25 protein-coding genes are annotated in these 24,282 nt (G+C 68.6%); 8 read left to right on the forward strand and 17 right to left on the reverse strand.

The features are described 5' to 3' along the window. Positions 1-106 precede the first annotated feature (106 nt). Complete coding sequence (locus BC102111_RS07685; RefSeq protein ID WP_101623965.1) at positions 107-820, forward strand: sensor domain-containing protein; 714 nt, start codon at positions 107-109, stop codon at positions 818-820. A 9-nt stretch (positions 821-829) separates the two neighbouring features. Here BC102111_RS07685 and BC102111_RS07690 read toward each other — a convergent pair whose 3' ends face one another. Next, a complete protein-coding gene (locus tag BC102111_RS07690) occupies positions 830-1,963 on the reverse strand; it encodes an o-succinylbenzoate synthase (RefSeq protein ID WP_101623966.1) in 1,134 nt (377 codons plus the stop codon). A gap of 103 nt (positions 1,964-2,066) precedes the next feature. Here BC102111_RS07690 and BC102111_RS07695 point away from each other — a divergent pair, with 103 nt between their 5' ends. From BC102111_RS07695 to BC102111_RS07705, 3 genes are all read left to right on the forward strand, one after another. After that, positions 2,067-2,984: a 1,4-dihydroxy-2-naphthoyl-CoA synthase gene (locus tag BC102111_RS07695; RefSeq protein ID WP_101623967.1), complete on the forward strand. Its 918-nt coding sequence runs from the start codon at positions 2,067-2,069 to the stop codon at positions 2,982-2,984. 4 nt (positions 2,985-2,988) lie between these two features. Beyond that, entirely contained in the window at positions 2,989-4,203 is a 1,215-nt protein-coding gene (locus BC102111_RS07700) for an AMP-binding protein (protein ID WP_101623968.1), read from the forward strand. 91 nt (positions 4,204-4,294) lie between these two features. Next, entirely contained in the window at positions 4,295-5,227 is a 933-nt protein-coding gene (locus BC102111_RS07705) for a 1,4-dihydroxy-2-naphthoate polyprenyltransferase (protein ID WP_101623969.1), read from the forward strand. Between the two features lie 82 nt (positions 5,228-5,309). Here BC102111_RS07705 and BC102111_RS07710 read toward each other — a convergent pair whose 3' ends face one another. Next, positions 5,310-5,636: a DUF4229 domain-containing protein gene (locus BC102111_RS07710; RefSeq protein WP_009380541.1), complete on the reverse strand. Its 327-nt coding sequence runs from the start codon at positions 5,634-5,636 to the stop codon at positions 5,310-5,312. A 157-nt stretch (positions 5,637-5,793) separates the two neighbouring features. On the opposite strand from BC102111_RS07710, the gene BC102111_RS07715 reads away from it, so the two are divergent. After that, the gene (locus BC102111_RS07715; protein ID WP_009380543.1) at positions 5,794-6,225 is read left to right on the forward strand and encodes a PLDc N-terminal domain-containing protein; all 432 of its coding nucleotides are present in this window, start codon (positions 5,794-5,796) and stop codon (positions 6,223-6,225) included. Between the two features lie 8 nt (positions 6,226-6,233). Here the strand turns inward: BC102111_RS07715 and BC102111_RS07720 are convergent, their stop codons facing one another. Further along, entirely contained in the window at positions 6,234-6,785 is a 552-nt protein-coding gene (locus tag BC102111_RS07720; RefSeq protein ID WP_040342412.1) for a MarR family winged helix-turn-helix transcriptional regulator, read from the reverse strand. A 57-nt stretch (positions 6,786-6,842) separates the two neighbouring features. On the opposite strand from BC102111_RS07720, the gene BC102111_RS07725 reads away from it, so the two are divergent. Continuing rightward, on the forward strand, positions 6,843-7,565 hold the full coding sequence (locus BC102111_RS07725) for an SDR family NAD(P)-dependent oxidoreductase (protein ID WP_009380546.1): 723 nt from the start codon (positions 6,843-6,845) through the stop codon (positions 7,563-7,565). A gap of 356 nt (positions 7,566-7,921) precedes the next feature. Here BC102111_RS07725 and ccsB read toward each other — a convergent pair whose 3' ends face one another. The 14 genes from ccsB to BC102111_RS07795 form a co-directional block, all read right to left on the reverse strand. After that, positions 7,922-8,941: a c-type cytochrome biogenesis protein CcsB gene (gene ccsB, locus BC102111_RS07730; RefSeq protein WP_009380547.1), complete on the reverse strand. Its 1,020-nt coding sequence runs from the start codon at positions 8,939-8,941 to the stop codon at positions 7,922-7,924. A gap of 105 nt (positions 8,942-9,046) precedes the next feature. Beyond that, on the reverse strand, positions 9,047-10,699 hold the full coding sequence (resB, locus tag BC102111_RS07735) for a cytochrome c biogenesis protein ResB (protein WP_009380549.1): 1,653 nt from the start codon (positions 10,697-10,699) through the stop codon (positions 9,047-9,049). Then, positions 10,699-11,454, reverse strand: a complete 756-nt coding sequence (locus BC102111_RS07740; RefSeq protein ID WP_040342424.1) for a cytochrome c biogenesis CcdA family protein — start codon at positions 11,452-11,454, stop codon at positions 10,699-10,701. Before BC102111_RS07740 ends, resB begins: the two co-directional genes overlap by 1 nt. A 5-nt stretch (positions 11,455-11,459) precedes the next feature. Further along, complete coding sequence (locus tag BC102111_RS07745; RefSeq protein WP_063249234.1) at positions 11,460-12,056, reverse strand: TlpA family protein disulfide reductase; 597 nt, start codon at positions 12,054-12,056, stop codon at positions 11,460-11,462. Then, positions 12,053-12,694: a histidine phosphatase family protein gene (locus BC102111_RS07750; RefSeq protein ID WP_101623970.1), complete on the reverse strand. Its 642-nt coding sequence runs from the start codon at positions 12,692-12,694 to the stop codon at positions 12,053-12,055. Before BC102111_RS07750 ends, BC102111_RS07745 begins: the two co-directional genes overlap by 4 nt. Then, the gene (gene hemL / locus BC102111_RS07755; protein WP_101623971.1) at positions 12,694-14,061 is read right to left on the reverse strand and encodes a glutamate-1-semialdehyde 2,1-aminomutase; all 1,368 of its coding nucleotides are present in this window, start codon (positions 14,059-14,061) and stop codon (positions 12,694-12,696) included. Before hemL ends, BC102111_RS07750 begins: the two co-directional genes overlap by 1 nt. Beyond that, a complete protein-coding gene (locus BC102111_RS07760; RefSeq protein WP_101623972.1) occupies positions 14,058-14,525 on the reverse strand; it encodes a MarR family winged helix-turn-helix transcriptional regulator in 468 nt (155 codons plus the stop codon). The genes hemL and BC102111_RS07760 overlap by 4 nt, the downstream gene beginning before the upstream one ends. Then, positions 14,522-15,505 (reverse strand): porphobilinogen synthase, encoded by a 984-nt coding sequence (gene hemB / locus BC102111_RS07765; RefSeq protein ID WP_101623973.1) that lies wholly within the window; start codon positions 15,503-15,505, stop codon positions 14,522-14,524. The genes BC102111_RS07760 and hemB overlap by 4 nt, the downstream gene beginning before the upstream one ends. 1 nt (position 15,506) lies before the next feature. Next, positions 15,507-17,126, reverse strand: coding sequence for a bifunctional uroporphyrinogen-III C-methyltransferase/uroporphyrinogen-III synthase (locus BC102111_RS07770; RefSeq protein ID WP_223290029.1), 1,620 nt, complete (start codon positions 17,124-17,126; stop codon positions 15,507-15,509). After that, positions 17,123-19,615 (reverse strand): glutamyl-tRNA reductase, encoded by a 2,493-nt coding sequence (gene hemA, locus BC102111_RS07775; protein WP_223290028.1) that lies wholly within the window; start codon positions 19,613-19,615, stop codon positions 17,123-17,125. Before hemA ends, BC102111_RS07770 begins: the two co-directional genes overlap by 4 nt. Then, on the reverse strand, positions 19,612-20,304 hold the full coding sequence (locus BC102111_RS07780) for a redox-sensing transcriptional repressor Rex (RefSeq protein WP_101623976.1): 693 nt from the start codon (positions 20,302-20,304) through the stop codon (positions 19,612-19,614). Before BC102111_RS07780 ends, hemA begins: the two co-directional genes overlap by 4 nt. Positions 20,305-20,362: 58 nt before the next feature. Continuing rightward, on the reverse strand, positions 20,363-20,608 hold the full coding sequence (locus tag BC102111_RS07785) for a glutaredoxin family protein (protein WP_009380568.1): 246 nt from the start codon (positions 20,606-20,608) through the stop codon (positions 20,363-20,365). A 78-nt stretch (positions 20,609-20,686) separates the two neighbouring features. Then, entirely contained in the window at positions 20,687-20,785 is a 99-nt protein-coding gene (locus BC102111_RS07790) for a 30S ribosomal protein bS22 (protein ID WP_005504750.1), read from the reverse strand. A gap of 138 nt (positions 20,786-20,923) precedes the next feature. Continuing rightward, a complete protein-coding gene (locus BC102111_RS07795; protein WP_101623977.1) occupies positions 20,924-22,120 on the reverse strand; it encodes an acetoin utilization protein AcuC in 1,197 nt (398 codons plus the stop codon). Positions 22,121-22,178: 58 nt separating this feature from the next. On the opposite strand from BC102111_RS07795, the gene BC102111_RS07800 reads away from it, so the two are divergent. After that, positions 22,179-23,597, forward strand: a complete 1,419-nt coding sequence (locus tag BC102111_RS07800; protein ID WP_051995634.1) for a TrkH family potassium uptake protein — start codon at positions 22,179-22,181, stop codon at positions 23,595-23,597. After that, positions 23,590-24,252 (forward strand): potassium channel family protein, encoded by a 663-nt coding sequence (locus tag BC102111_RS07805; protein WP_009380573.1) that lies wholly within the window; start codon positions 23,590-23,592, stop codon positions 24,250-24,252. Before BC102111_RS07800 ends, BC102111_RS07805 begins: the two co-directional genes overlap by 8 nt. Positions 24,253-24,282: the final 30 nt, after the last annotated feature.

Consider the following 24,282-nt stretch of genomic DNA (forward strand, 5'->3'; position numbering starts at 1 on the left):
ACCCAGCGGACTACCAGGCACCCGCCTGAAAGCCGGGCGTGACGCCCCGCCGCTCCCCCGCTCCAGCCGCACCTGACGGCTGTACCCAGACTCGAGAGGTCGACCAATGAAACGCCTTCTGCCCGCCATCACCCTCACCGCCGTCCTCGCCCTGGCCGGCTGCACCAGCGGCGGCTCCTCGGACTCCGCCGACTCCGGCCAGGACTCCGGCTCGCAGCCTGCGGCCGAGGAGACCCAAGCCGCGAAGCAGCTCGACGAGGCAGCCCTGACGAACATCATCGAGACCACCGATTTCGACGGCAAGACCTTCAAGCCGATGGACGCCTCCGCCGTCTCCAGCGGCGAGGCCGCGAAGGCCCTCGAACAGGCCGAATTCGAGCCCGCCGAGTGCAAGGACCTCGCCATGGCCGGCCTCAACGCCGCGCAGGCGAGTGCGGGGACCACCGTCGTCGGCGTCGCCTCCGACAACACGATGAGCGTCGGCCTCTCGAGCTTCCCCGACGAGAAGGCCACGTCCGACCAGTTCTCGACCTCGAGCAAGATGGCCGAGACCTGCGGGGATGTGACGATGACGATGCAGGGCATGGAGATGCAGATGACCTCGGAGACCTTTGACGCGAAGGTCGCCGGAGCCGATGAGGCCGTGGGCACCCGCACCTCGATGGAGACCGGCGGAGCCCCGGCGATGTCGACGCAGAGCGTCGTCGCCCGTGTCGGCAACACGGTCGTCACCGCCGCCAACCTCTCCCCGCAGGGCGACGAGCAGGACGCGGTCAAGGTCGCCGAGGCCGCCGTCGAGGCCGTCAAGAACGCCGGCTGAGTTCAGCCCTCACTCGGTGGGCGAGCGCAGGACGTCCCAACACGCCTGAGCCCGCCGCAGCCACCACTCCGATCGCCCCGGACCCGCATCCAGTGCCCTCAGGCGCTGCGGGTCCGGGGCGATCCGCGTCACGGGGATCCGACCGTCCGTGGGCACGAGGCCATCGGCGACGACATCCTCGGCGAAGAGGCGAGCCGTGCCGAGACCGCACGCGGGCATCTCACCAAGGACCTCCCTGCTCGCCGCGGTGACCGGCAGGCTCGCGGCCAGCTGCGCACCGGCGGCCAGACCCACGGAGGACTCGAGCGCCGAGGACACGACGGCCGGCAGACCGCTCTCCGCGACGATCCTCCGGGCCGCAGCCACCCCGCCCAGCGGTTGGACCTTGACGATGACGACCTCGGCGGCGCCGAGCTCGGCCACCCGCAGCGGGTCCTCGGCCTTGCGGATCGACTCGTCGGCGGCCAGGCGCACCGGCAGGCCGCGGGCGGCCAGCTCCTCCCGCAGCCGCGCGAGGTCCTCGACGCCGGGCACGGGCTGTTCGAAGTACTGGAGACCGAACCCGGCGAAGGCCTCAGAGGCTTCGAGCGCCTCGGTGAGGGTGTACTTCGCATTCGCGTCGAGGCGGAGATCGACGTCGGGGCGGAGTCGGCGCAGCTCGCGCAGACGGGCGAGGTCCTCGGGCAGGGAGGCGATCCCGTTCTCCGCGACCTTCGCCTTGACCGTGCCCACCGCACCGAAGCGGGCGAGGATGGACTCGACCTCGGCGACGGGACGGGCGGGAAGGGTCGCGTTGACCGGAACGGACGTGCGGGCGGTGGGACTGCCGGGTTCGGTCGAGGCCGGAGTCGGGGCCGCCGAGGTGGAACCCGGGCGCGCCTGCCCCGGGAGGCGGCGGTCCTGCCCTGACTCCGGCGGGAGGAGGCCCGCGAACTCGAGGGCCGCCTGCAGCCACCGGGAGGACTCGAGGGGCCCGTACTCGAGGAACGGGGAGAACTCCGCCCAGCCTGCGGGGCCTTCGAAGAGCATGACCTCACGCTCGGTGATGCCCCGGAACCGCGTGACCATGGGCAGCCGGAGGACGTGGACGCGGGGCAGGAGGTCGGCGATGGAGGCGGGGAGATCCCGGGCGGTGGCGGTCATGGGGCCACCCTACCCATAGGGTGCGGGACCGCCCCATAGGACCCGTGACCGGCATGCACACCCTGACCTCGGCGCCACCTCGGCGCGCGTTAGGCTGGGGACCATGACCGTCTCCGAGATCTTCGATCCGACCCGCTGGCGCGAGGTCGCAGGCTTCGACTTCACCGACATCACCTACCACCGGGCGATCGACGCCGACGGCAATGACATCGGCGCCGTGCGCATCGCCTTCGACCGCCCCGAGGTCCGCAACGCCTTCCGCCCGCACACCGTCGACGAGCTCTACCGCGCTCTCGACCACGCCCGCCAGACTTCCGACGTCGGGGCGGTGCTGCTCACCGGCAACGGACCGAGTGAGAAGGACGGCGGCTGGGCGTTCTGCTCCGGCGGCGACCAGCGCATCCGCGGCCGCTCCGGCTACCAGTACGCCTCCGGGGAGACCCGCGAGAGCGTCGACCCGGCACGGGCCGGTCGCCTCCACATCCTCGAGGTCCAGCGCCTCATCCGCACGATGCCCAAGGTCGTCATCGCCGTCGTCCCCGGATGGGCGGCCGGCGGCGGACACAGCCTCCACGTCGTCTGCGATATGACGATCGCCTCGCGGCAGCATGCGAAGTTCAAGCAGACCGACGCCGATGTCGGCTCCTACGACGCCGGCTACGGCTCGGCGTACCTGGCGAAGATGGTCGGCCAGAAGAAGGCGCGCGAGATCTTCTTCCTCGGCCGCACGTACTCCGCGCAGGAGATGGCCGACATGGGCGCCGTCAACGAGGTCGTCGACCACGCCGACCTCGAAGACGCGGCCCTGACGATGGCGCACGAGATCCTCGGCAAGTCCCCGAACGCCCAGCGCATGCTCAAGTTCGCCTTCAACCTCGTCGACGACGGGCTCATGGGACAGCAGGTCTTCGCCGGGGAGGCGACCCGACTCGGCTACATGACCGACGAGGCCGTCGAAGGCCGTGACGCATTCCTCGAGAAGCGCGACCCCGACTGGTCGCCGTACCCCTGGTACTACTGAGCCCGTGGCAGAGCTGACCCCAGCACAGCTGCCGGAGGCGATCGACCGGGCCCTTGCCGGGGAGTCGATCCTCCTCCTGCCGACCTCCCGGACCGGGGCCATCGCCGAGGCGGACCCCGCCCTCTGGCGCGGAGACGGACCCTCCCCCGCCCTCATCCTCCACACCTCGGGGTCGACGGGGACGGCGAGGGCCGTCGCCCTCTCCGCCGAGGCCCTGACCACCTCGGCGCGGGCGACGGAGCGCTTCCTCTCCGGTCCCGGCCGCTGGTACCTCACCCTGCCGGTCAACCACATCGCGGGCTTCCAGGTCGAAATGCGCGCGCGCCTGGCCGGGGAGGACCCGGTCCGCTCGACCGCCGCCTCGTTCACCGCAGCGAACTTCGCCGAGGACGTCCGGGCGCTCGTCGCCCGCGGAGACGAGCGCCCGCGGTACACCTCCCTCGTCCCCACGCAGCTGCACCGGATCCTCGCCGACCCCGCGGCCACCTCGGCGGCGGCGGACTTCACGGCGATCCTCCTCGGCGGATCCGCGATCTCCCCCGCCCTGCTCGAAGGAGCGGAAGCGGCGGGGCTGAAGATCGTGCGGACCTACGGAATGTCGGAGACCGCGGGCGGGTGCGTCTACGACGGCCTACCCTTCGACGGCGTGGAGGTGAGCATCACCGAGGCCGGCACGATCGACCTCAGCGGACCGGTCGTCGCCGACGCCTACGTCTCCATCGCCGACGACGGTTCCATCACCCCGATCGACTCCCCGGCCCTCGTGGGCACGGGTGCGGGTCGGACGATCCGCACCTCCGACCTCGGGCGGATCGATAACGGGGTGCTCAGCGTCCTCGGCCGAGTCGACGACGTCATCGTCTCCGGCGGGGAGAACGTCTCCCCGCACGCCCTCGAATCCGTTCTCCTGCCGGCCTGGCAGGACCACGGCATCGCCGAGGTGCTCGTCACCTCCGTGCCCGACGCGGAGTGGGGACAGCGGATCGTCGCCCTCGTCCGCCTCGGTGAGGGCGCCACGGATGCGGTCCGGGACCGCACGGACTCCCCGACCGGGCTCGGGGAACTGCTGCGCGGCCTCGTCCCCCCGGACACGGCGGGAATGCTTCCGCGGGAGGTCCTCGTCGTCGATGAGATCCCCGTCCGTTCGATCGGCAAACCCGACCGCAGACAGGCCGCCGAGGTGGCCCGGGCACTGCTGCAGATGCTCACCGAACCGTGACCGATCGATGACCGGAGGGAAATTCCCGATCAAGTGAACTCTCGGTAATATGAGACGGTTCAACCAACCCGGAGGAAGGTGTCCGACCCCTATGGCAACTGCCGCGCAGTGGATCTCCGGCGCGCGACTGCGGACGCTGCCGCTCGCACTCGCCCCCGTGCTCATCGGCACCGGAGCGGCGATCGGAGCGGTCGGGGGCTTCACGTCGTTCATCATCGGCGACTACACGAACGACGGGCACGAGCACTCGTTCTCGGGGATCGTCTTCAAGGGCTTCCTCGCCCTCCTCGTCTCCCTGTTCCTCCAGATCGGCTCGAACTACGCCAACGACTACTCCGACGGCGTCCGGGGAACCGACGATGTGCGTGTGGGACCTGTGCGGCTGACGGCGACCGGTCTCGCCGAGCCGTCAGCGGTCAAGCGCGCGGCGTTCATCTGCTTCGGCATCGCCGGTCTCGTCGGAATCGCGCTCGTCCTCATATCGCAGGCGTGGTGGTTCCTCCTCGTCGGGGCCGCGGCCGTGGCCGCCGCGTGGTTCTACACCGGCGGGAAGCGGCCCTACGGGTACCTCGGACTGGGCGAGGTGTTCGTCTTCATCTTCTTCGGTCTCGTCGCCACCCTCGGCACGATGTGGATGCAGGTGGGAGCCCTGACCCTGAGCGGGTGGACGGGGGCCGTCTCGATCGGGCTGCTCGCCTCGGCGGTGCTCATGGTCAACAATCTCCGTGACATCCCCACCGACACCGAGGCGGGGAAGATCACTCTCGCCGTCCGCCTCGGCGACCATCGCGCGCGCATCGCCTACGCGATGCTCGTCCTCACACCCTTCGCGCTCTTGGCTCTCGCCATCCTCGACGGGCACCCTGCTGTGGCGCTTGCGGTGCTCGCTCTCGTGCCCGCGCTCTCACCGCTGAAGACCGTGCTCAGCGGGACGACCGGCGAAGGGCTCATTCCGACGATCAAGTCGACGGGACTCACGGCACTGTGCTTCGCGGCGCTCATGGCGCTCGGCCTGGCGCTCTAGTCGATCTCTGCGGCGGGAGGCCGCGGACGGCACTCGTGCTCAGCGACTGAGTGCCGAGCTCGGCAGCGGGGCTGTGGGAGTCTCAGGCTCCCGATTCGGGCTTCTTGGCTTCTGACTTCGTCTCAGTCGCTGCGGCCTCGTCGGCGGCGTTCTCATCGACGAGGCTGTCCTCGAACGACTCGTCAGCGCCCTTGCGCTTCTTGGACTTCCTGCGGTTGGCGAGCCGGTGCTCGATGTCGCCGGCGACCTTCGCCCGCATCCCGCCGAGCGCGAGGTAGCTGATGAGTGCGCCGATGAGGATCGCCGCGACGGCCATGACGAGAGTGAACCCGAGGAAGGGTTGGAGAAGCAGCCCGACGGCGACGATGATGCCGAGCCGGGCGAGGGTGTAGATCCAGAAGCTGCGCATTGCACCCATTCTAGTCGGGTCAGCCTGCGTGGACTCTCAGAACCGCGCGCGGCCGTCCGGGATGCAGCCGTGCACCGGTGATGGGGCAATGCGTCCTGTCGAAACTCATCGCCCCCTGACTGAGCGGGTCTTCAGGTTGGTCGACTATCCTTGATCCATGGCTCGAGTACTCATTGCCGGGATAGTCCTAGCGGCAGCGATCACACTGTACGGACTCTTCGACTGTCTGCTGCGCGATCGGAGTCTCGTCCGAGTCCTGCCCAAGCCCGTCTGGGCGCTCATCATCCTCATCATCCCGATCATCGGCTTCGTCCTCTGGTACGTGTTCGGGCGCGGTTCCGAGGCCAGGCCCGACCCCTCGCCGAGGCGCAGCGGACCCACCGCCCCCGACGACGACGAGGACTACCTCCGCCAGGTCGACCGCGAGGTCAAGCTCGGCAAGCATCGCCCCCGTGACGACGAACCGACCGACTCCGAGACCCCTCCCGGTGACACCCTCGATCCCGAGGACCGTCCCGACGACCCGGACTCCGAGGACGAGCACGGCTCAGAAGGCTCCAAGGGAGAGGGACGCGGCCACACGGGCTGAGGCCGGCGTCAGTCGCGGGTGCCGACCTGTCCTGGGTTGCCATCACCTTGAGCGCCGAGCACCCTATGGAGATGTGCGAGCAGACGTCGGAGTGACGCTGCCAGATCATCACGCTCATGCTGTGGGAGACCCGCAAGCAGCCCTTCCTCGTGGCGCAGGACGGCCTCGACCAATTCGTCACTGACCCGCCGCCCGCGGTCGGTCAGCTCGACTTCCGCGACTTTCCTTCCAGGCGCGGTCACACGGCGCACGTACCCTTGCGCCTCTGCACGATCGACCCGCTGCGTGATCGCCCCCTTGGTGATGAGCGATGCTCTCGCCAGCTCACCCGTCGACATCCGATACGGCTGTCCTCCGCGTCGCAGTGTCGACAGCAGATCAAGCGTGGCCGGATCGGCATCGTGTCGCCTCAGCAGTCGATTCCGGTCATCTCCGAGCAGTTTCGACGCATGCCAGATCCGCGTCACGATGCCGATCGAGTCGCCTGGCAGGTCGGGGCGTTCGCGTGCCCAAGCACCGGTGATCGAATCAGCAGCGTCGCCGGGGTTGTCAGAGCTCATGTCTTCAGCCTACCGTGTTTAGACCTAAACGTTTAGATCTGAACGGAGTGACTGACCATGCCACGCACAATCGTCATCACTGGGGGCGGAACCGGTATAGGCCGCGCCTGCGCAGAACGCTTCGCACGGGAGGGCGAGCACGTCATCATCACCGGGCGGCGCCGGAGCGTCCTCGAGGCAGCTGCCCGGGAAGTCGAGGGTGACGTCGTTGCGAGACCCGTCGACGGCACCGATTCCGGCCAGGTCGAACGATTCGCAGAACAGCTGGAAGCCGTTGACGTCCTCATCAACAATGCCGGGGGCAACACCGATTTCGAACGCCCGCGACCCGCCAGCCTCGCCGACATCGCGGCGGCATGGCATGCGAACCTCGACGCCAATCTTCTCAGCGCCGTGCTCATGACAAGCGCTCTTCTGCCGAGCATGCGCGAGAACGGTCGCATCCTGTCGATCGGATCCATCGCCGCCGACAAGGGCGCGGAGTCCTACGGTGCCGCCAAGGCCGGAATCGCGTCATGGAACATCGGCCTGGCGCGCGAGGTCGGCGCCCGCGCAATCACCGCCAACGTCGTCTCTCCGGGATACATCGCAGACACGGAGTTCTTCGGTGACAACCTCACCGACGAGCGCCGGGCATCGCTCATCGACGCTGCGATGACGAAGCGCGCCGGGGCTCCGGAGGACATCGCAGAGACCATATGGTTTCTCGCATCGGCCGGCGCCGGTCAGATCACCGGCCAAACGTTCGCCGTCAACGGCGGAGAGCAGCCGACGCGCTGACTTCAGCCCGATCGAGTGCCTTCTGTGTCCTTCAGGCGCCGCGCACAAGGCCGGGGGCACGGAGCTGAGACCATTGGGCCATGGTGCTGGCCGTGACGGCGCTACCCACCCCTGTATCACCTGAGTCATGACCCCAGTTGTGGTCGAAGAACCGAGGCCAAAACGCGAAAATGGCCGATCTGGCTCGGTCTTCCGACCGCAAACGGGGTGGTGGCCAGCGGCAACGGCCACCGCTCCCGCCTCGGCGCGAACCAACGCAGTAGTGGTCGATAAACCGAGGCCGAAACGCTCAAACGGCGTTTCGGCCTCGGTTTATCGACCACAAACGGTCTCGGTAGGGAGGAGAGAGCCTCGCCTCACCCGAGCCCGGAGTAGGAATGGAGTCCGTTGAAGTAGACGTTGACGACGGTGAAGTTGAAGATCACCGAGGCGATGCCGATGAGGTTGAGGACGGCGACCTTCGTCGGACCCCAGCCGCGGGTCGCACGGGCGTGGAGGTAGGCGGCGTAGATGACCCAGACGACGAAGGTCCAGATCTCCTTCGTGTCCCAGCCCCAGTAGCGGCTCCAGGCGACCTCGGCCCAGATGGCACCGGCGATGAGGGTGAAGGTCCACGTGATGAAGCCGACCGCGGCGAGCATGTAAGAAGTGCGCTCGAGGTCGGTGCTCGACGGCAGGCGGCGCATGAAGCGCAGCAGTTTGGGATCCTTGTCCTCGCTGACGGTCTTGAGGATCTGGAAGACGGCGAGGATCGCGGAGATCGAGAGCAGAGCGGTCGAGAGGATCGCGATCGGCACATGGATGGCGATCCAGTAGGAGTCGAGCGCCGGGATGAGCTGCGCGGCGGGCGTGTAGAACACCGTGATCGCCAGGCCGAGCGAGAGCAGCACCGCACCGGAGAGGAAGGTCCCGAGGTAGCGGATGTCCTTGCGGGTGAGCACGATGAGGTAGACGATGACGGTGATGGCCGTCGCCGTGAGCACGTACTCCATCATGTTGCCCCACGGCACGCGCATCACCGAGAACGTGCGGGTGAGCACCGAGGCGACGTGGAGGATGATGGCGAGGACGAGCAGCGAGGTGCCGATGCGGGCGCCGCGACGGGCACGGCCCTTGAGGTCCTCGGCACCGCCGGACGCCGACCCGGAGCCGGAGTCGTCACCGGCACCCGGCCGATCGAGCAGAGCTGTCGCGGTCCGCCTGTTAGTGCGTCTGACGGTGCTCGGCTTCGCGGCGACCGTCGCACCTTCGGAGCGTTTGAGCTCACGTCCGCCGAAGAGGTCGAAGGCGTAGAAGATCATCGCAACGGCGTAGACGACCATCGCGGAGACGATGAGCTGATTCGACCACATCGCCAGATCAAGGTTGACGTCCATGATTCCTCCGCACCGTGAGGTGCTCAATTCCTAGCGTTGTCGGACTGCCGTGCTCGCTGCAGGGCAGCACACGGACACGATTCTACTCCCTGTAGTAGGCCCGGCTCATCTTTCCCTGTCGTCATCGTCGTCGCGGCTCTCGCTGCCGAGGTCCTTGGCGAGTTCGCGCGCGGCGCGTTCGACCATCGGATCTTCGCCGCGGGCGAGCGCCGCCACTTCGACATCGGCGCCCTTGATCCGCACCCACATGCGCCGGCGCGGGATGAACAGGGAGAGTCCGAGGCCGATGAGGACGAGGGCGGAGCTGATGAACATGAGCGCCTGGGTCGGGTCCTGGGAGATGTCGACGGCGATGAAGCGCTTGACCCCGTCGAACGTCACCGAACCCCCGTTGGGCAGCTGCTGCGTCTCTCCCGGAACGAGCTGGATGACGAGCGGATCGCCTGAGGCGTCGGTCATCTGCGTCATCCTCGAGGCGTCGAGGGTGTACACCGACTGCGGCACCCCCGAATCGAGGCCGAGATCACCGGTGTACCCGCTCATGACCAGGTAGGGATTGCGCAGCTCTGCGAAGTTCGAGACGAGGTCGCCCTGCTCGTTCTGCGTCGCCGTCGGCAGCAGGACGCCGACGAATCCCATCTGCTCACCCGCGGCATCGGGAACCTTGATGGCCCCCTCCGAGGTGTAGCCGGGGTCGCCGTTGGCGGGGATGAAGACCTGTGGGCCGGAGCGCACGACCTTGCCCGTCGCGTCCCGCACCGTCACCTCGGGAGCGTACCCGTTGCCGGTGAGGTAGATGCCGGTGTCGGCGACGCGGATGGGTTCGTTGACCTTGAGCGTCTCCGTCTTCGACTTCCCGTCCACCGTCGAGGTCACCTGCGCTTCGAAGGTGCGGGGCTGACCGAACTGGTTGCCGAGGGCCTGGTCGTCGAAGGTCGCTTCGAAGTCGTCGAGGGTGAGGCGGAACTGGGGAAGATTGTCGGGATCGTAGTAGGTGCCCGGGTCGAAGGAATCATAGGCGACGAGGGAGTTCGTGAACGTGTCCCCCTCGACGAGGACGCGCTGTCCCTCGTACCCGAAGAGCGATCCGATCGCCATGGTCAGGGTCGTCATGAGGACCGCGATGTGGAAGACGAGGTTGCCGGTCTCGCGCAGGTAGCCGCGTTCGGCCGCGACATGGTCACCGTAGCGGGAGGTGCGGTAGCCGAGCTTCTTCAGCCGGGCCTGCGCGGCGTCGAGGAACTCCTCGTCGGTGAGTTCCCCGTCCTCGACCTCCGCCGAGGTGAACGCCACGTATCCGGGCATCCTTCCCAGCCGCCGCGGTCCCTTGGGAGGCGCGGAGCGCATCGCCTTCCAGTGCTGGCCGGCGCGTGGGACGATGCATCCGACCAGCGAGATCATCAGCAGCAGGTAGACCGCGGAGAACCAGATCGAGGAGTAGACGTCGAACATTCCGATGGCGTCGAGGAAGCCTCCCCACGCCCCGTTCTCGTCGAGGAAGGTGTTCACCCGCCCCGGATCCTGGATCCGCTGCGGCAGCAGTGAGCCGGGGATCGACGCGAGCGCGAGGACGAGGAGGAGGATGAGCGCCACGCGCATCGTCGTCAGCTGCCGCCACGCCCACCGGCACATGCCGATGAAGCCGAGCTGCGGCTGGGTCACAGCGGTGCGATCCGGGCCCTTCCCCGACGCGGGCGCCGTCGGGCCTGCGTCGCGGCCGCCCGCGGTCGTCGTGTTGTCAGCAGTCTTGTCTGCCACTAGATCACCACTTCAAATCCGTAGATGAGTCCCTGCAGGGAATTCATCCACTGGTTCCACAGTCCGATGGCCATGACGAAGCCGAGCGCGATGAGCAGGGCGCCGCCGATGCGCACGATCGTCGTCTGGTGCTCGCGCACCCAGGAGAGGCGGCCGGCACCCTTGTGGATGGCGATCGCCAGGAAGATGAAGGGGATGCCGAGGCCGAGGCAGTAGACGAACGCGAGGAAGGCGCCGCGCCACAGCGTTCCGTCGGAGCCGAAACTCAGCGACATCGTCAGCACGGCTGAGAGCGTGGGCCCCACACAGGGTGCCCACCCGATCGCGAACGTCGCTCCGAGCACCGGCGCACCCCAGAGTCCCGCCTTCGGCTTCTTCTGGATCCGCCGTTCCCTCTGGAGGAACCCGAAGGCTCCCATGAAGACGAGCCCGGCGATCATCACTCCGACGCCGAGGATCCGGATGACGATGTCCTGCCATTGGGAGAACAGGGCGCCGAGGGCGGAGAAGCCGGTGCCGAGGATGACGAAGACGATGGTGAACCCGAGCACGAAGAGCGTGATCCCGAGGACCACGCGCCACGTCTCCTTGTCCTTGAGCGAAGACCCGCTCAGTCCGGTGACATATCCGACGTAGCCGGGCACGAGCGGGAGCACACACGGAGAGACGAAGGAGACGAGTCCGGCAAGCGCTGCGGCACCGGCCGCGAGCAGCAGAGGACCGGTGAGCACCGCCTGGGCGAAGTCCGCCCCGATCCCACTCACTCCGCCAGCACGTCCTCGATGAGTCCCCTGAGAGTCGACTCGTCGACGGCGCCGACGACACGGGCCGCGGCACGGCCCTGCGCGTCGAGGATGACGGTCGACGGCGTCGCCTGCGGCGGCAAGACACCGGAGAGGAGGGCGACCATGTCACCGTTCGAGTCGATCATGTTCGGGTACGGGATCTGGTAGTTCGCGATGAACGCGCTCGCCTCGGGCTCCTGGTCCCGGACGTTGACGCCGATGAACTGTGCCCGGTCGGCGAACTCCTCGGAGACGGCTTTGAGGTCGGGGGCCTCCACTCGGCAGGGCGGGCACGCGGCGTACCAGAGGTTGATGACGGCGGGCTTCGGGCGGATGTCGGCCAGCGACATCTGCGTGCCGTCGATCGTCGTGAAGCTCAGGTCGAGCGGTTCGCCGCGGTCTTTGACCGGCACCTGGGAGACGACGCCGGATCCGGAGACGTACCCCTGATCGGATCCCGCCTGGGCGGCGAGGTCGTCGTTCTCGCTGCACGCGCTGAGGACGAGCGCTGTGCCTGCGACGATGCCGGAGAGGACCGCTCGTCGGCCGAGGGGCCGGTTGCCGCCGATCATGCTCCTGCCACCGCGTGGCCGGGCTGGAGATCCGCGCAGATGTTCTCGTAGCTCACGGATACCAGTGTGGACGAGTCGAATGTGAAACTCGTGACAGAGGCCAGAGCGCATTCGCGTTTGCGCGGGTCGTGGACGAGGGAGCGTCCTTCGCCGGCGAGCCTGGCCATCCAGATCGGAAGCTGATGGGAGACGACGACGGCCTCGGCGTCCTCGCCGTGAGGTGCGAGGCGGGCTCGGAGGCTGGCCATGGCCGCCTGCATCCGCAGCACGATCTGCCGGTAGGGCTCGCCCCACGAGGGGATGAGCGGGTTGTAGAGGCGCACGAGGTTCTTCGGTTCGCTGAGCTTGCGCGCCGAGAGCTTCTGCCCCTCGAACGAGTTCGCCGCCTCGATGACGCGGTCGTCGGTGGTCACCGGCAGACCGAGGCGCTCGGACAGCGGGGCCATCGTCTGCTGCGCGCGCAGCAGCGGGGAGGCGACGAGCGCGACGGGCTGCGAGTCGGCCTCCGCGAAGTGCTCACTGACCCGGCGCGCCATCTCGTGACCGCGCTCGGTCAGCCCGAAGCCGGGGATCCTGCCGTAGAGGATGCCCTCGGGGTTGTCGACTTCGCCGTGGCGGACGAGGTGGATCGTCGTCATCACGCCTCCTGGCCGGCGGGCTTATCGGGCACCGCAGCGGCGGCCTTCGCGGCGGCCGGGAGGGCCGCAATGATCCGCTCGAGGATCTCGTCGGTGTGGGCGTAGGAGAGGAACCACGCTTCGAAGGCGCTCGGCGGCATGTGGATGCCGGAGGCGAGCATCGAGTTGAAGAACGCGGAATAGCGCTCGACGTTCTGCGCGCGGGCGTCGTCGTAGTCGACGACCTCGCGGTCGGTGAAGAAGACGGAGAACATCGAGTTCGCCGACTGGATCGTGTGGGCCACCCCCTCGGCGTCGAGTGCCTCGGCGACCGCCGGACGGAGGATGTCGGCGGCCCGCCCGATGTGCGAGTAGACGTCGAGGTCGGTGGTCAGCCGCAGCGTCGCGAGTCCTGCGGCCGTGGCGACCGGATTGCCTGAGAGCGTGCCCGCCTGGTAGACGGGTCCGGCCGGGGCGAGGTGGGCCATGACGTCGGCGCGTCCGCCGAAGGCCGCCGCCGGGAAACCTCCGCCCATGACCTTGCCGAAGGTGAAGAGGTCGGCCGGTCCCTCGGGGTAGCCCAGCGTCTCGGACTCATAGCCGTACCATCCGGCGGCGGAGACGCGGAACCCGGTCATCACCTCGTCGCTGATCATCAGCGCACCGTGGGCCTTGGTGAGTTCGCGGATCGTGTTCGTGAATCCGTCACGGGGCGGGACGACGCCCATGTTGCCGGGGCTCGCCTCGGTGATGACGCAGGCGATGGAGTCGCCGTGCTCGGCGAAGACGGCGCGCAGGCCCTCGGCGTCGTTGTAGTCCACGACGATGGTGTCCTCGGCCTGTGCCCCGGTCACCCCCGGGGTGTCGGGCAGGGAGAACGTGGCCAGTCCGGATCCGGCCTGGGCGAGCAGGGAGTCGACGTGACCGTGGTAGCAGCCGGCGAACTTGACGACCTTGGGCCGCCCGGTGAACCCACGGGCGAGTCGGATCGCGCTCATCGTCGCCTCGGTGCCCGAGGACACCAGCCGCACCTCCTCGACGGGGTCGACACGGGAGACGATCTCCTCGGCGAGTTCGACCTCGCCGACCGACGGTGTGCCGAAGGAGAAGCCCTTGACGGCGGCCTCCTGGACGGCGGCCAGGACCTCGGGACGCGAATGGCCCATGATCATCGGCCCCCACGAGCCGATGAGGTCGATGTAGTCGTTGCCGTCGGCGTCGCGCAGCCAGGCCCCCGTCGCCGAGGTGATGAAGCGCGGGGTGCCTCCGACCGCCCGGAACGCCCGCACCGGCGAGTTCACCCCGCCGGGGATGACGCGTTCGGCTCGGGTGAAGAGCGCCGCCGATTCGGTGGTCGGCTGGTTCGCGGTGGTCCGGGTCTCGGTCATGAGTTCTCCTTCGCCCTGAGGTGCCGGGTGACCTTGGTGAAGATGGTTCCCAGCGTCGCCATCTCCTCGGGTTCGAGCAGGTCGACGAGGTTGTCGCGCACGCTCTCGACGTGCGTCGGGGCGGCCGAGACGAGGAGGTTCCATCCCGCGTCGGTCATCGCGCAGCTCACGCCGCGACCGTCCTCGGGGATCGGGCACCTCGCGAGCAGCCCCTTCTTCTCCATTCTCGCAACACTGTGGGTCAGACGCGAACGCGACATCGTCGTGTCGGCGGCGAGCTGTGCCATGCGCAGCGAGCGGTTCTCGCTCTCGCTCAGACGCACGAGGATCTCGTACTCGGGCAGGCCGATGCCGAAGTGCTCGCGCAGGTCGGCTTCGACCTGGGTGTGGAGCAGCTGGCTGCCGGTGAGGTACTTGCGCCACGACTTCTGTTCGGCGGTGGAGAGCCAACGCGGTTCGCTCATCGTCGGCCTCCCGTCAGCTGCCGGGCGACCTCGGTGGCCCAGTAGGTGAGGATCGCGTCGGCTCCGGCGCGCTTGAAGCCGATGAGCGACTCCTCGATCGCCCGGTCCCGGTCGATCGCCCCGGCCGCCGCGGCGAACTCGATCATCGCGTATTCGCCGGACACCTGGTAGGTCCACACGGGCACCGGGGACTCGGCGGCCACCTCGGCGAGGACGTCGAGGTAGGGCTGGCCGGGCTTGACCATGACGATGTCCGCGCCCTCGGCGAGGTCGAGGTCGAGTTCGTGCATGGCCTCGCGACCGTTTGCGGGATCCTGCTGATAGGTCTTGCGGTCGCCCTTGAGCTCGGAGTCGACGGCCTCGCGGAAGGGCCCGTAGAACGCCGAGGCGTACTTCGCGGTGTAGCCGAGGACGACGACATCGGTGAAGCCATGGTCGTCGAGGGCCTCCCGGCACACGGCGACCTGGCCGTCCATCATCCCTGAGAGACCGACGACGTGGGCGCCGGCTCGGGCCTGGGCGACGGCCATCGACGCGTAGCGGACGAGGGTGGCGTCGTTGTCGACGCGGCCGGCCTCGTCGAGCACCCCGCAGTGGCCGTGGGAGGTGAACTCGTCGAGGCAGAGGTCGGCCATGATGACCGTCTCGTCGCCGAACTCCTCGCGCAGCAGTCGCAGCGCCCGGTTGAGGATGCCCTCGGGGTCGTCGGCCTGCGACCCGGTCTCGTCGCGGACCTCGGGGATGCCGAAGAGCATGAGCCCGCCGACGCCGGCCGCGACGGCCTCGCGTGCGGCGTCGAGGAGCGAGTCGAGGGTGTGCTGGACGACCCCGGGCATGCCCGAGAGCGGCGCGGGCTGGCTGAGGGACTCCTTGACGAACATGGGCAGGACGAGGTCGGCGGGATGGAGCCGGACCTCGCTCACGAGGCGGCGCATCGCCGGGGTCGAGCGCAGGCGGCGCGGACGGATGATCGGTGCCATGTCAGGCCTTCTTTCTCCGGCGTTTCTGGCTGGGGCGCATCGGGGTCTGCCCGGCGGCGAGGTCCTCATCGCGCATCCTCGTCGCAAACGCGACGAGTCCGTCGATGAGGGAGGTGAGGTTGGCCTCCTCGGCGAGGACGTCGACGCGCAGGCCGTGCTCCTCCGCGGTGTTCGCCGTGGCCGGTCCGATGCAGCAGATCACCGAGGTGGCGGCGGGTTTGCCGGCGATGCCGACGAGGTTGCGCACCGTCGAGGAGGAGGTGAAGAGGAACGCGTCGAAATCACCGGCCTTGATCGCCTCCCGGATCGGAGCCGGCGGCGGGGAGGCGCGCACCGTGCGGTACGCGGTGACGTCGTCGACGTCCCAGCCCTTCTCGAGCAGGCCGGCCACGAGCACCTCGGTGGCGATGTCGGCACGCGGCAGGAGGACGGTGTTCATCGGGTCGATGTCGTCGACGTAGTCCGGCCAGGAGGCGGCCAGGCCGCGCGCGGAGTGCTCTCCGTCGGGGACGAGGTCAGGGGTGATCCCCCAGTCGAGCAGCGCCGAGGCGGTGCGTCCGCCGACGGCGGCGACCTTGACGCCGGCAAGTGAGCGGGCGTCGAGGCCGAAGTCCTCGAACCACATGCGCACGGCGCGCACGGCGTTGACCGAGGTGAAGCCCACCCATTCGTAGGAACCGTCGACGAGGCCGCGGATCGCCTTCTCCATCTGGGTGGGCGTGCGCGGGGGTTGGACGGCGATGGTGGGCACGACGGTGCCGACGGCCCCGAGCTCGGCGAGCGCCTCGGCGGTCGAGGTCCCCTGCTCCTTCGTCCGCGGGATGAGGACCTGCCAGCCGAAGAGCGGCTTCGTCTCGAACCAGCTGAGCTCGCCGCGGTCCTCGACGCCCTGGCCCATGATGACGACCATCCGGTCTCCGGCCGAACGGCACAGGGCAGCGGCCTGGCCGAGGGTCGTCTCGACGGTCGTCTGCTCGGTCGTCGAGATCCCCCAGCCGACGAGGACCTTCGTCGCCTCGTCCCAGCCGTCGGCGAGCAGGGCCCGGAAGGCCTCTTCGTGCTCGGCGGCGGTGCCGGTGAGCACGTGCGTGGTGTTGCGGTGCTTGGACACGTCGACGTGGGTCTGCGGGCCGGACTCGATGTAGCGCACCGAGCGGACACGGTTCGTCGTCAGCGGAGTGCCCGTGTAGGCGGCGGTCGCCGCGGACAGGCCGACTCCAGGGACGATCTCGACGTCGATGCCGGCCTTGCGGCACACGGCCGCCTCGGTGGTCGTCGTCGTGAAGAGGAGTCCGTCGTCCGAGCTCAGGCGCACGACGGTCTTGTCGGGGCGGGCGAGGTCGGCGAGGCGGCGCCCGCGAGTCGAGGCGGCCTGGCCGAGTTCGGCGGCGTCGATGACCTCGGCGGCCTGCGGGACGTAGGCGGTGACGATCTCTGCGTGGACCTGGGCGTCGTAGACGACGAGGGAGGCGTCGGCGAGGATGTCGGCACCCCGGGCGGTCATCAGTCCCGCCTCCCCGGGTCCGGAGCCGATGAAGACGACGCGTGGGGCCACCGGCAGCAGCCGACGGGGCTGGACCTGTCCCGTCGGCGCTTTCTCCGGCATCTCCGCGCTGCTCATGCGCGCCCCTGGGACGACGATTGGGCGGCGGCCTTGACGGGGGTGAGGTGGTCCGACGACTGCGCAGGGTCGATGTCGAGTCGGCGCAGCAGGTCCTCGGCGGCGGCGGTGCCGAGTTCGTCGGCGACACGGGCGATCTCCTTGCCCGCGACCTTGAGCGCTTCGTCGTCGCGGGAGGAGAGGTCGCCGTCGACGACGGGCAGCGGCGCGGACATCCGGGTGCGGGCGATGGTGCCGTCGTCGTCGGCCATCATCGCGGTGACGACGACCTCATCGCCCTCGATCGTCGCAAGGGCTCCGATCGGGGCCGAGCAGCCGGCTTCGGCGCGGGAGAGGATGGCCCGTTCGCAGGTCACGGCGAGGTCGGTGGCCTCGTCGTGGAGGCGGCGCAGGGCCGTGCGGATGGCGACGTCGCCTGCCATGAGCTCCTCGTCCTGGGTGAACGGGCTGTCGGCACCGCGAGTCTCGATCGCCAGCGCCCCCTGTCCGGGAGCGGGAAGCATCGTGTCGAAGTCGAGGAGGTCGGTCGCCTCGGCGAGGCGCCCGATGCGACGGACACCGGCTGCGGCGAGGACGACGGCATCGAGGCGGCCGTCGCGGACATGGGCGATGCGGGTGTCGACGTTGCCGCGGACCCCGCGGACCTCGATGTCGGGGCGGGCGGCGCGCAGCTGGACGGCGCGGCGCGGGGATCCTGTGCCGACGACGCTGCCGGCGGGCAGCTCGCTCAGGCTGAGGCCGTCGCGGCCGATGAGGACGTCGGCGGGATCGACGCGGGGCGGGATCGCTGCGAGCTGGATCCCCGGCTCCGGCGTCGTCGGCAGGTCCTTGAGCGAATGGACGGCGACGTCGATCTGGCCCTGGTGGAGGGCCTGGCGCACGGCGGAGACGAACACGCCCGTGCCGCCGAATCCGGCGAGCGGGGACATGTTGACGTCGCCTTCGGTGACGACCTCGACGATCTCGACCCGCCAGCCGGTCAGGGCCGCGATCTGGTGGGCGATCGCCGTCGACTGCGAGCGGGCGAGCTGGGAGCGGCGGGTGCCGAGTCGGATCGTCCGGCCCGTCGGATGCTCGGGTTCGACGACGTCGAGGGTGTGGTCGGCGACGGGACGAAGTCCGTCGGCTTCGATGTGCTCGGGGCTCGAGGCCTTCGCGACCTTCGTCTCCGGGGTCGCCTTCGCGTGGGCGACCTTGATCGTCGGCAGGTCGAAGAGCTGGATGAGGGCCTGGGCGTAGTCGACGTCGGAGTCGGAGACCGCGAGCTCCTTGACCTTGACGGTCGGGGTGTGGATGAGCTTCTCGGCCACACGGTGCAGCGACTTGCGGATCTCGGCGAAGACCTTCTCGTCGACGGATTCGCCGATCTTCTTCTCCAGGCGCTCGGTCTCGGCGGCGATGACGTCCTTGGCATGCGTGCGCAGGGCGGTGACGGTGGGGGCCACGGCGCGCTCCTTCGCCCCGGACTCGAGCTTGTCGGCCTCCTCGGCGATGATCGCGCGCACGGCTTCGACGGTCTCGACGACGGCGGCGTCGCGTTCATTCGCGGAGCTCGTGAGCAGATTGCGGATCTCACCGAGGCCGAAGAGGGCGACGTGTTCGAACTCGCGCACGCTCGGGTCGATGTCATGCGGCAGGGCGAGGTCGATGAAGGCCTTGTTCGCCGCGGACTTCGAACTCTGCGAGAGACCGGCGACGATGTCGTCGCGGGTGACGACGACGCCGCGGGCGCCGGTGCAGGAGATGATGAGGTCGGCGTCGGCGATCTCCTCGGCGAGTGTCCGCGGGGTGAGCTCACGGGCACGGCCGCCCACCTCGGCGATGAGGCGTTCGGCCTTCTCGATCGTGCGGTTGAGCACGGTGAGGTGGTTGACGCCCTCCTTGTGGAGGCCTGCGACGACGAGGCCCGACATCGCACCGGCCCCGATGACCAGCGCGTTCGCCGCGCGCAGCGAACCGATGTGGGCCTGGGAGGCCTCCAGGGCGGCACCGAAGAGGGAGCGGGCCACCTCGTCGAGGCCGGTCTCGGAATGGGCTCGCTTGCCCACCCGCAGGCTCTGCTGGAGGGCATGGGAGAGGTCGGAGGTCAGGGCTCCGGCCGCCATCGAATCGGTGAACGTCGAGCGCAGCTGACCGAGGATCTGGGCCTCGCCGATCGCCATCGAGTCGAGTCCGCAGGCGACCTTGAGGAGGTGCTGGAGGGCCTGGGAGTCGTAGTGGGCGTAGAAGTGCCCGGCGATGTCCTGCCATTCCTTGTCGATTGAGGACACGAGTGCGTTGCCGAGGTCGGCGAGCCCGCCGTGGAAGGCGGAGACGTCGGCGATGAGTTCGAGGCGGTTGCACGTCGAGAGGACGGCGAGACCGTCGACGCTCGCACCGCCGAGGGCGTCGGTCCGCAGACGGTCGACGTCATCGGTGCCGAAGGCCAGGGCGTCGAGCATGTCGATCGGCGCCGACTGGTGGGAGATGCCGAGAACCAAGAGAGTCAATTGCTGTGCTCCTCAACTGGAGTGCCGGCGTTGTCATCGAGCGCCGAGTAATACGCGAGTACTTGCAGCTCACTGGCCAGATCCACCTGTCGGACCCGCACGGAGTCCGGGGTCTCGAGCACTGTGGGTGCGAAGTTGAGAATGCCGCGCACGCCGGCGTCGGCGGCGAGGCGCGCCGCCGCCGGTGCCGCGGAGGCGGGAACCGCCATGACCACGAGGTCGATGTCATCGGGCCAGGTGGCGAGTTCGCTGAGGTCGGAGACGGTGAGCGCTCCGATGGTGGTGCCGATCTTCGCCTCGTCGACGTCGAAGATCGCTGTCAGCCGCAGGCCCCGGCCGCGGAAGCCGGCATAGTCGGCGAGCGCGGAGCCGAGCCGTCCGGCGCCGATGATCGCCACGCTCTGAGCGCGGTCGAGGCCGAGGAAGGACCGCAGCGTCGCCGCCAGCTCCGCACACGCGTAGCCGACGCCGCGGCGTCCGGGGCGGCCGAGCTGGGAGAGGTCCTTGCGCAGGATCGACGGGGAGACGCCGCTGCGGCTGGCCAGCGCCTCCGAGGACACGGTGGTCTGGCCGGTGGCCGCGATCGTCTCGACCGTCTGGAGGTAGATCGGGAGTCGGGAGATGACGCGCTCGGGGACGTCCTTGCGAACGACACCCTCGATGCTGCCCGCGGAGAGAATCTCGCCCACTGGACCGTGTCACTCCTTCACTCTGCTCATGCGTTCCGGGCTGCGGCCGCTGGGCGCCTCATGCGCCCAGCGCCTCGAGCGCCCGGGACAGCCTGTCCCGGTCGACCCGGTGGAAGCTGTGCTGTCGTCCTTCGAGGAGCACCACGGGGACGTCCCAGCCGTACCGGCCGGTCAGCTCCTCGTCGGTGTCGATGTCGATCTCGGTCACGGTGACGTCCCTGCCGGACACCACCTCGGCGACGGTGGCCTTCGCGGTCTCGCACAGGTGGCAACCGGCGCGGGTGAGGAAGGTCAGCTCGACCACGACACACTCCTGTTGTGAAGGTGACAACAAACCCCGCCGAAATGGGATTCGAGCGGGGGCGTAGGACCGTACCCGGTCTTACTTCTTGTTGCGACGCTGGTGACGTGTCTTGCGAAGCAGCTTGCGGTGCTTCTTCTTCGACATACGCTTGCGGCGCTTCTTGATGACTGAGCCCACGCGGGTACCCCTTGTGCTTGTCGGTGGAGGTGAACTTCAGGTGCCCACCCTTTGAACTAACCGTGCAATTCTATCGCCCCGGCCCGTTCTTTCCCAAAACTGTGTCGAGATCCACAGCGGGCGCGGAGGCTGTTCGGGTCAGTCGAAGTACGGGTCGAGGCCGAAGAAGGGGAAGAGGTTCTTCCGGGTGCCCATGACCGCGCGGTCGAGCTCGGTTTCCGGGTCGAATCCGTGCGACCACGGGGTGAAGGAGCCGTCGAAGCCGTCGGTCATCGTCAGCGGCGCTTCGCGGCCGGTCTTCGTCTGCGCGTAGTGCGCCCAGCGCCCGGGGATCCGTGTCCCCGGGTCGATGTCGGCGTCGGCGGCGATGGCGATGAGGTTCGTCCAGGCGCGCGGCACGACATCGATGATCGCGTACCCTCCTCCCCCGGTCGAGAGCCACCTGCCCTCGGCATGGTCCTCGGCGAGCCGGCGGACGCGTTCGGTGGCGACGCGCATCGCGTCGATGCTCAGACGCATGTGGGTGAGCGGGTCCATCCGGTGTCCGTCGCACCCGTGCTGGGAGACGATGACCTGCGGGGAGAAGGCCTCGACGAGGGCGGGCACGGTGGCGTCGAAGGCGCGCAGCCAGTCCTCGTCGCCGGTGCGCGGGGGCAGGGCGATGTTCGCCGCCGAGGCGGCCGCCCGGAGTCCGCCGATGTCTGCCGGGTACCCGGTGCCGGGGAAGAGGTATTTGCCGGACTCGTGGATGGAGATCGTCAGCACCCTCGGGTCATCCCAGAAGAGGGCTTCGACGCCGTCACCGTGGTGGGCGTCGAGGTCGATGTAGACGATGCGCTCGAAGCCGGCGTCGAGGAACTCGGTGATCGCCCCGGCGACATCGTTGTAGACGCAGAATCCGCTCGCCCGATCCGCCATCGCATGGTGCATGCCGCCGGAGAAGTTCACCGCGCGGCGGTAGTCGCCGCTGGTGATCGCCCGGGCCGCATCGACCGACCCCTGGAAGAGCATCGCCGAGGCGGAGTGCATGTTCTCGAACACGGGCACGTCGTCGGTGCCGAGCCCGAACCGCTCCGCCTCCCCATGGTCGAGACCGGCGGGACTGCCCGCCTCCTTGACGGCGGTGATGTAGTCGTCGACGTGGACGCGGGCCAGCGCCGCCTCGTCGAGGTCGGAGATGGAGCGGACGTCGACGCCGTCGCGGTCGAAGAGCTCGAAGTCGATCGCAAGCTTCGCGGTGAGGTCGAGTCTCAGGGGGTGCATCGGATGGCTGGGACCGAAGTCGTACCCGGTCACCGCCTCGTCCCAGACGACGTAGACATCGCTATCTGCCATGGGGCAATGCTATATGGCGCGGCTCACCTACGGGGATTCGCCCCTCGTCCGTCCTACCATGGAGTCTGTGTCCACCAATTCCCCCTGGAGCCTCGACCGCTTCCTGCGCCCGGGGCGCTGGGTCCGCGACTTCGTCGACGACCTCGCCGTCGCCTCCCCCGCGCGGCTGGCGATCGTCTCGTTCGTCGCCGTCGTCGCGGTCTTCGCCGTCATCCTCATGCTGCCGGCGAGCATGCGCGACCCCGCATCGGTCCCTCTCTCCGAGCACATCGCCAACGCCGTCTTCGTCGCCGTCTCCGCGGTCTGCGTCACCGGCCTGACCCCGGTGGTCACCGAGGACTACTGGTCGGACTTCGGCATCTCCGTCATCACCGCCGGCATCCAGGTCGGCGGTCTCGGCATCCTCACCCTCGCCTCGCTGCTCGGGATGGCGGTCTCGAGGCGGCTGGGAGTCCGGCAGCGCCTCATCGCCCAGCAGGCCACCTCGGCGCTCAACCTCGGTCAGGTCGGCACCCTGCTCAAGACGGTCTTCGTCACGATCCTCACCGCCGAGGCGATCCTGGCGATCCTCCTCTTCCCGCGCTTCCTCATGCGCGGCGACAGCGTCGGCGATTCGATCTGGTACTCGGTGTTCTACGCGATCTCCGCGTTCAACAACGCCGGCTTCACGATCCACCCGGGTGGGGCCGAGTACTTCTCCGAGGATCCGTGGATCCTCTCGCTCATCATGATCGGCGTCTTCGTCGGCTCCCTCGGGTTCCCCGTCGTCCTCATGATCGCGATGAACTGGAACCGGCCGAAGAACTGGGACCTGCACACCCGCCTGACCCTGACGACGACGACGATCGTGCTCGCGCTCGGGTTCGTCTTCCTCCTCCTCTTCGAATCCGGCAACCCGAAGACCCTCGGGGACAAGAACGCCGGCCACACGCTCATGGAGGTCCTCTTCATGGCCGTGATGCCGCGCTCGGGCGGGTTCTCAACGATGGATGTCGCCGATATGAGCCAGTCGACGCACCTGCTCATGGACGTGATGATGTTCATCGGCGGCGGGTCGTCATCGACGGCGGGCGGCATCAAGGTGACCACAGTGGCCGTGCTCGTCCTCGCCGCCTACGCCGAAGCGCGGGGCCTCACCGATGTCAATGTGTTCGGTCGCAGGCTCACCGCCTCGACGATCAAACTCTCGATCTCCATCCTGCTCACCGGCGCGACGATCGTCTTCGTCGGCACCCTGGTGATGCTCCAGATCAGCGACGAATCCCTCGACCGGGTGCTCTTCGAGGTGATCTCGGCGTTCGGCACCGTCGGGCTGAGCGCCGGCGTGTCCGCCTCGGTCTCGGAACCGGGGCTCTACACGCTGTCCGTCCTCATGCTCATCGGGCGTCTCGGTACGATTACACTGGCGGCAGCCCTGTCCATGCAGGACTCTGCCCGTCTCTACCGCTACCCCGAAGAAAGGCCGGTCGTTGGCTAACGAGAACTCCTCCATCCTCGTCATCGGGCTCGGACGCTTCGGCTCGGCGACTGCGGTCACGCTCACGCGACTGGGACGCGAGGTCATGGCCATCGAGCACAACGCCGAGCTCGTCAAGGACTGGAGCGGCAAACTCACCCACGTCGTCGAGGCCGATTCGACGAACATCGACGCCCTGCGCCAGGTCGGTGCCGCGGACTTCCAGACCGCGGTCGTCGGCATCGGCACCTCGATCGAGGCGAGCGTGCTCACGACGGCGAACCTCGTCGACCTCGGGGTCTCGCAGGTGTGGGCGAAGGCGATCTCCCCGGCCCACGGCAAGATCCTCCACCGCATCGGCGCCCACCACGTCCTCTACCCGGAGTCCGATGCCGGAATCCGCGTCGCCCACCTCGTGAGCTCCCGGATGATGGAGTACATCGAGTTCGACGAAGGCCACTTCGCCGTCGTGAAGATGCGCCCACCGCGCGAGATCCAGGGGTTCACCCTCGGCGAGGCGAAGGTCCGCGACAAGTACGGCGTGACGATCGTCGGCATCAAGAGCCCGGGCCGCGACTTCACGTACGCCGAACCGACCACCCGCGTCGGCAAGCAGGACCTCCTCATCGTCGCGGGCAACGTCGAACTCCTCAGCCGCTTCGCCGGACGCCCGTAGGGGGCGTCGCGCTCTCCTGGGGCAACCGCT

Origin of the sequence: Brevibacterium casei CIP 102111 (assembly GCF_900169275.1) — a bacterium.
In the GTDB taxonomy this organism is placed as follows: Bacteria; Actinomycetota; Actinomycetes; order Actinomycetales; family Brevibacteriaceae; genus Brevibacterium; species Brevibacterium casei.

Coding starts and splice junctions, on each gene's coding strand:
- BC102111_RS07705 (WP_101623969.1), top strand. CDS start 4,295: ATGGCAACTGCCGCGCAGTGGATCTCCGGCGCGCGACTGCGGACGCTG.
- ccsB (WP_009380547.1), bottom strand. CDS start 8,941: ATGGACGTCAACCTTGATCTGGCGATGTGGTCGAATCAGCTCATCGTC.
- BC102111_RS07715 (WP_009380543.1), top strand. CDS start 5,794: ATGGCTCGAGTACTCATTGCCGGGATAGTCCTAGCGGCAGCGATCACA.
- BC102111_RS07750 (WP_101623970.1), bottom strand. CDS start 12,694: ATGACGACGATCCACCTCGTCCGCCACGGCGAAGTCGACAACCCCGAG.
- hemL (WP_101623971.1), bottom strand. CDS start 14,061: ATGACCGAGACCCGGACCACCGCGAACCAGCCGACCACCGAATCGGCG.
- BC102111_RS07770 (WP_223290029.1), bottom strand. CDS start 17,126: ATGAGCAGCGCGGAGATGCCGGAGAAAGCGCCGACGGGACAGGTCCAG.
- BC102111_RS07745 (WP_063249234.1), bottom strand. CDS start 12,056: ATGATCGGCGGCAACCGGCCCCTCGGCCGACGAGCGGTCCTCTCCGGC.
- BC102111_RS07800 (WP_051995634.1), top strand. CDS start 22,179: ATGGAGTCTGTGTCCACCAATTCCCCCTGGAGCCTCGACCGCTTCCTG.
- BC102111_RS07725 (WP_009380546.1), top strand. CDS start 6,843: ATGCCACGCACAATCGTCATCACTGGGGGCGGAACCGGTATAGGCCGC.
- BC102111_RS07710 (WP_009380541.1), bottom strand. CDS start 5,636: ATGCGCAGCTTCTGGATCTACACCCTCGCCCGGCTCGGCATCATCGTC.
- BC102111_RS07685 (WP_101623965.1), top strand. CDS start 107: ATGAAACGCCTTCTGCCCGCCATCACCCTCACCGCCGTCCTCGCCCTG.
- BC102111_RS07690 (WP_101623966.1), bottom strand. CDS start 1,963: ATGACCGCCACCGCCCGGGATCTCCCCGCCTCCATCGCCGACCTCCTG.
- BC102111_RS07720 (WP_040342412.1), bottom strand. CDS start 6,785: ATGAGCTCTGACAACCCCGGCGACGCTGCTGATTCGATCACCGGTGCT.
- hemB (WP_101623973.1), bottom strand. CDS start 15,505: ATGGCACCGATCATCCGTCCGCGCCGCCTGCGCTCGACCCCGGCGATG.
- BC102111_RS07695 (WP_101623967.1), top strand. CDS start 2,067: ATGACCGTCTCCGAGATCTTCGATCCGACCCGCTGGCGCGAGGTCGCA.
- BC102111_RS07760 (WP_101623972.1), bottom strand. CDS start 14,525: ATGAGCGAACCGCGTTGGCTCTCCACCGCCGAACAGAAGTCGTGGCGC.
- BC102111_RS07795 (WP_101623977.1), bottom strand. CDS start 22,120: ATGGCAGATAGCGATGTCTACGTCGTCTGGGACGAGGCGGTGACCGGG.